General features: G+C 68.1%; 8 protein-coding genes. All 8 read left to right on the top strand.

Annotated elements, in window-relative coordinates; translation table 11 throughout:
* Nucleotides 1-404, top strand: a 404-nt coding sequence (locus tag sphsw_RS17780) for a UbiA family prenyltransferase (protein ID WP_031441786.1), incomplete at its 5' end; no start/stop codon positions are given.
* A complete protein-coding gene (locus sphsw_RS20125; protein WP_166746380.1) occupies nt 401-544 on the top strand; it encodes a hypothetical protein in 144 nt (47 codons plus the stop codon). The genes sphsw_RS17780 and sphsw_RS20125, both read left to right, overlap by 4 nt.
* Complete coding sequence (locus sphsw_RS17775; protein ID WP_031441785.1) at nt 544-1083, top strand: cytochrome c oxidase assembly protein; 540 nt, start codon at nt 544-546, stop codon at nt 1081-1083. The genes sphsw_RS20125 and sphsw_RS17775 overlap by 1 nt, the downstream gene beginning before the upstream one ends.
* Before the next feature lie 29 nt (nt 1084-1112).
* Nucleotides 1113-2039, top strand: a complete 927-nt coding sequence (locus sphsw_RS17770) for a cytochrome c oxidase subunit 3 (RefSeq protein ID WP_031441784.1) — start codon at nt 1113-1115, stop codon at nt 2037-2039.
* Nucleotides 2040-2280: 241 nt separating this feature from the next.
* Nucleotides 2281-2664, top strand: a complete 384-nt coding sequence (locus sphsw_RS17765; RefSeq protein WP_031441783.1) for a DUF983 domain-containing protein — start codon at nt 2281-2283, stop codon at nt 2662-2664.
* Nucleotides 2661-3293, top strand: a complete 633-nt coding sequence (locus tag sphsw_RS17760) for an SURF1 family cytochrome oxidase biogenesis protein (protein WP_031441782.1) — start codon at nt 2661-2663, stop codon at nt 3291-3293. Before sphsw_RS17765 ends, sphsw_RS17760 begins: the two co-directional genes overlap by 4 nt.
* An 11-nt stretch (nt 3294-3304) precedes the next feature.
* Complete coding sequence (gene thrC, locus sphsw_RS17755) at nt 3305-4705, top strand: threonine synthase (protein WP_031441781.1); 1401 nt, start codon at nt 3305-3307, stop codon at nt 4703-4705.
* Nucleotides 4702-5572, top strand: an 871-nt coding sequence (locus sphsw_RS17750) for a class I SAM-dependent methyltransferase (protein ID WP_031441780.1), incomplete at its 3' end; no start/stop codon positions are given. The genes thrC and sphsw_RS17750, both read left to right, overlap by 4 nt.

Raw genomic sequence — 5572 nt, 5'->3', positions numbered from 1 at the left:
TCGCGCTGTATTTCGGGCTGGCGGAGCTTCATCCGGCGATGCTGCCGATCGTGGCGATCGCTGGGGCGCTCGCGCTGTTCGTGAAGACCGATTACGCCAATGCGGGCGTGCCGATGCTCCCCGTCGTCGCGGGCGAACGCGTCACCCGGACCCAGATCGGCCTCTACACCATCCCGATGGCGCTCGCCGCGGTGCTCCCCTGGCCGCTCGGCCTGGTCGGCAATTTCTACGGCGTCGTCGCGACTGTCCTGACGGGGATCTTCGCCTGGCTCGTGGTGGTCGTCGCGACGCGCACGACCGGCACCGACGACGCGATGAAGCCCGAGCGGCGGCTGTTCAAATATTCGATCCTGTATCTCTTTGCGATGTTCGGCGCGCTCGTCGTCGATAGGTGGCTGGCATGAATGACGACAAGACCCGCGAAGACCTGATCCGCCGCCGCCAGATGGGCCGGGCCAAGGTGATGGCGCTGCTGCTCGGCGCGTTCGTCATCCTCGTCTTCGCCATCTCGATCGCCAAGATCCAGGCGGGGATGCCGCACTGATGCGGGTCGAGCGCACCACGCGAACCGCCCTGCTCGCGGTGCTCGGCATCTGCTTCATGACCGGGCTCGCCTTTGCCAGCGTGCCGCTCTACCGCCTGTTCTGCCAGGTCACCGGCCTCAACGGCACGACGCAGCGCGGGCTCGTCGCGCCGGGCGGGACCGATCGCCAGATTCGCGTCGATTTCGACGCCAATGTGAACCCGAAGCTGCCGTGGAAGTTCGCGCCCGAAAACCCGTCGGACACGATCGCGGTCGGCGCGCGCGACATGGCGTTCTTCACCGCGACCAACACCTCGGACCGGCCGATCACCGGGACCGCGACGTTCAACGTAACGCCCGCGCAGGCCGGCAAATATTTCACCAAGATCCAGTGCTTCTGCTTCACCGAGCAGACGCTGAAACCCGGCGAGACCGCGCGGATGCCGGTGATCTTCTTCGTCGATCCGAAGATCCTGAAGGATCCCGACGCGGCGGATATCCAGACGATCACGCTCAGCTACACGTTTTACCCGGTGGATTCCGCGAAAAACGCAAGCTAGGACAGTCGTAAAGAACATAGGGGAGTACCATGGCCGGCGCCAAGAACCACGATTATCACATCCTGCCGCCCAGCGTCTGGCCGCTGGTCGGGTCGATGTCCGCACTCGTGATGGCGGTCGGCGGCGTCATGTGGATGCATGGCGGCCATGTCGACAAGCCCAATGGCGGCGGCTGGATCTTCTTCATCGGTCTCGCCGGGCTGCTCTTCACCTTCTACAGCTGGTGGGCGCAGGTCATTGCAGAGGCACGCGCGGGCGATCACACCCCCGTCGTCCAGCTGCACTTCCGCTATGGCATGATCCTGTTCATCGCCTCCGAAGTCATGTTCTTCGTCGGCTGGTTCTGGGCGTTCTTCGACTTCTCGCTCTTCCCGACCGCGATGAGCATCGTCGACGGCCAGGTCGAACGCGCCGCCGAAGGTGCGGCTGCGGTCGCCGCACAGTGGCCGCCCAAGGGCCTCACCGTCATCAACCCGTTCGAGCTTCCGCTGCTCAACACGCTGATCCTGCTGACGTCCGGCACCACCGTCACCTGGGCGCACCACGCGCTGATCCACAACCAGCGCGGTGGCGAGAAGACCGGGCTGTGGGGCATGATCGGCGTCGGCAACCGCGACGGCGTGCTCAAGGGCCTCTGGCTGACCGTCATCCTCGGCGCGCTGTTCAGCGCGATCCAGGCCTATGAGTACATGCACGCGCCGTTCCCGTTCAAGGGGATCAACTATGGCGCGGCGTTCTTCATGGCGACCGGGTTCCACGGCTTCCACGTCCTCATCGGCACGATCTTCCTGATCGTCTGCCTCGTCCGCGCCTATAAGGGCGACTTCACCCCCCGCCAGCATTTCGGCTTCGAGGCCGCGGCCTGGTACTGGCATTTCGTCGACGTCGTCTGGCTGTTCCTGTTCGTCACCGTCTATGTCTGGGGCGGCTGGGGCGCCCCCGTCCACGGCGGTTGAGCGTTCACGCCCACCCCCTCCCTGCCTACCACCCCGGCGAAGGCCGGGGCCCAGTTGGCAAGGCCGCGGTAACGAAGCGCTGCCCTCAGTCAGCAACGCCCCCCAACTGGGCCCCGGCCTCCGCCGGGGAGGTGGCATCTGGCGAACCGCGCGCCCTTCTCACCCTGTTCTCCCGCGAAGGCGGGAGCCCAGCCTGGCTCCCAACCCTCGCGGCGAGACATACCGGGCAAGGCGACCGCGCATGACCCCCGACCCCTACCCCCTCGCCTCAGCCCCCCCGATCGCCCAGGTCGCGCTCAAGGGCCTGTGCCCGCGCTGCGGCAAGCCCACCCTCTTCGCCAGATGGGCCGAATTCGCCGACCGCTGCTCCAATTGCGGCCTCGATTTCAGCAAGTTCAACGTCGGTGACGGCCCCGCCGCGTTCCTGACGCTGATCCTCGGCGCGATCGTCGTCGCGCTCGCGATCACGCTCGAGCTGACGCTGCACCCGCCGCTCTGGGTGCACATGCTGGTCTGGATCCCGTTCACCGCCGCGGGCGTCATCCTGTCGCTCCGCGCCGCCAAGGGTGCGCTCATGTCCGCCGAATATCGCAACGCCGCGCGCGAGGGTCGCAGCCAGCCGTGACGACCACCCGACGTTTCCCCGTCCTCCCGACGCTGCTCGTCGCGGTCGCGGTCGCGGCGATGATCGCGCTCGGCCTGTGGCAATTGCTCGACCGCCTCCCGAAAAAGGAGGCGTTCCTCGCGCAGCTCGCCGCCAACCCCGCGCGTCCGCCGATGGCGTTCCCGAGCCTCCCCGACGAGACGCTTCTGTTCCGCCGCGCGACGGGCGTCTGCCTCGAGCCGACCGCGATCCGCCTCGCCGGCGCGGGCAAGGCGGGCTTTCGCGTCATCGCCGACTGCCGCACCGGCGCCGAGGGCCCCGGCATGATCGTCCAGCTCGGCACGACGCGCGATCCGAAGCTCAAACCCCAATGGTCCGGCGGCGCGGTCTCGGGCTATATCACCCACGCCCCCGACGGCCGCTCGCTGATCGGTTCGCTGTTCGACCCGACCCCGGCGCGGCTGATGCTCGTCGCCGACACGCCGCCCGCCGGTCTCGCCCCCAACGGCAAGCCCGACCTCGACGCGGTCCCGAACAACCATCTCGCCTATGCCGGCCAGTGGTTCTTCTTCGCCGCCATCGCCGCGATCATTTATGTCCTGGCACTGGGCAGGCGCGGCAAGGTTGTGTCGAAAGCTGCGTCCCGCTAACCGGCTTGGCCATGCGTTACATCAGCACCCGCGGCTCGGCCCCCGTCCTCGATTTCGAAGCGGCGACGCTCGCCGGTCTCGCATCCGATGGCGGCCTCTACCTCCCCGAGACATGGCCGACGATGACCCGCGACGAGATCGCCGCGCTCGCCGGCCTCTCCTATGTCGACACCGCGGTCGCCGTCATGGCGCCGTTCGTCGGCGACGCGATGACCCGCGACGAGCTGAAGGCGCTCTGCGACCAGGCCTATGGCCGCTTCTCGCACGCCGCGGTCGTCCCGCTGGTCCAGCTCGACCATGACCAGTGGCTGCTCGAACTCTTCCACGGCCCGACGCTCGCGTTCAAGGACGTCGCGCTCCAGCTGCTCGGCCTCTTCTTCGAACGCTTTCTCGCGGGCACCACCAAGCGCCTGACGATCGTCGGCGCGACCAGCGGCGACACCGGCTCGGCCGCGATCGACGCGGTGGCGGGGCGCGAGGGCATCGACATCTTCATGCTCCACCCCGCCGGCCGCATCTCGGACGTGCAGCGCCGCCAGATGACGACGGTGCTCAGCCCCAATGTCTACAACATCGCGATCGAAGGCAGCTTTGACGACGCGCAGGCGCTCGTGAAGGCGATGTTCAACGACCCCGGCTTCTCCGACCGGTTCGCGCTGTCGGCGGTGAACTCGATCAACTGGGCCCGGCTGATGGCGCAGGTCGTGTACTTCTTCTACGCCGCGGTCCGCCTCGGCGCGCCCGACCGCGCGGTCGCCTTCTCCGTGCCGACGGGCAATTTCGGCGACGTCTTCGCGGGCTATGTCGCCGCCCGCATGGGCCTTCCCGTCGCGCGGCTGATCGTCGCCACCAACGTCAACGACATCCTCCACCGCGCGCTCAGCAGCGGCGACTATTCGAAGACCGGCGTCGAACAGACCCCGACCCCGTCGATGGACATCCAGGTCAGCTCGAACTTCGAACGCCTGCTGTTCGACCTCGGCGGCCGCGACGGCTCGGCGCTCGCCGCACAGATGGCAGGCTTCGAATCGTCTGGCGCGATGCGGCTCACCAACGCGCAGTCGCAGGGGGCGGCGGCGCTGTTCCAGAGCGACCGCGTCGATCTCGACGACATGACGCTCGCGATGCGCTGGGCGCATGAGCATGCCGGCCAGGTGATCGACCCGCACACCGCGATCGGCCTCGCCGCCGGGCTGCGTACCGAGGTGCCGCCCGGCACCCCCGTCGTCACGCTCGCCACCGCGCATCCCGCCAAGTTCCGCGACGCGGTCGAGCGCGCGACCGGCGTCCGGCCGTCGCTCCCCGCGCGTGTCGGCGACCTGTTCCAGCGCGAGGAGGGCTACGTCACGCTGCCTGCGACCTTCGACGCGATCACCGCATACATCGCTGACCGCGCAAAGCCGTCGGCATGAAGACGCTCGACACCCTCATCGGCGAACCCTGGGCCGATTACGGCCTGATCGATTCGGGGCACGGCAAGAAGCTCGAACGCTATGGCCGCTTCCGCTTCATCCGCCCCGAACCGCAGGCGATGTGGGCCCCCGCCTCGACCGACTGGAAGGCGCAGGGCGAGTTCGTCCCCGGCTCGGACGAGGATGGCGGCGGCCGCTGGGAATTCTCGGAACCCGTGCCCCGCGAAGGCTGGACGCTCAAATGGAACGAGGTGTCCTACACCGCGCAGACCACCCCCTTCCGCCATCTCGGCTTCTTCCCCGACATGGCGCCGGTGTGGAGCTGGATGCGTGAGCGCGTCGCCGGGCTCGACAGTCCGGAATGCATGAACCTGTTCGGCTATACCGGCGTCGGCACGCTCGCGATGGCGACCAAGGGCGTCCGCATGGTCCATGTCGATGCGTCGAAGAAATCGGTCGAGGCGGCCAAGGCCAATGCGCGGCTGTCGGGCATGGCCGACGCGCCGATCCGCTGGATGACCGACGACGCCGCCAAGTTCGTCGCGCGCGAGGTTCGTCGCGGCCGCCGCTATGACGGCATCCTGCTCGACCCGCCGAAATATGGCCGCGGTCCCGAGGGCGAGGTCTGGCGGCTCGAGGAGGATCTCCCCCGCCTCATCGCCGACTGCCGCAAGCTGCTCGACGAGAATTCGCGCTTCCTGTTCCTGACCGTCTACGCGGTCCGCATGTCCGCGCTCGCGATCGGCGAACTGCTCAACCAGGTCTTCGCCGACCTGCCCGGCAAGGTCGAAGCGGGCGAACTCGGCGTCCGCGAGGAAACCCGCGGCCTCACCCTCCCCACCGCCATCTGGGCCCGCTGGTCCCGCG

Origin of the sequence: Sphingomonas sp. FUKUSWIS1, from assembly GCF_000733135.1 — a bacterium.
Lineage (GTDB): Bacteria > Pseudomonadota > Alphaproteobacteria > Sphingomonadales > Sphingomonadaceae > Sphingomonas > Sphingomonas aerolata.
This window is presented reverse-complemented; position numbering and strand designations above follow the sequence as displayed.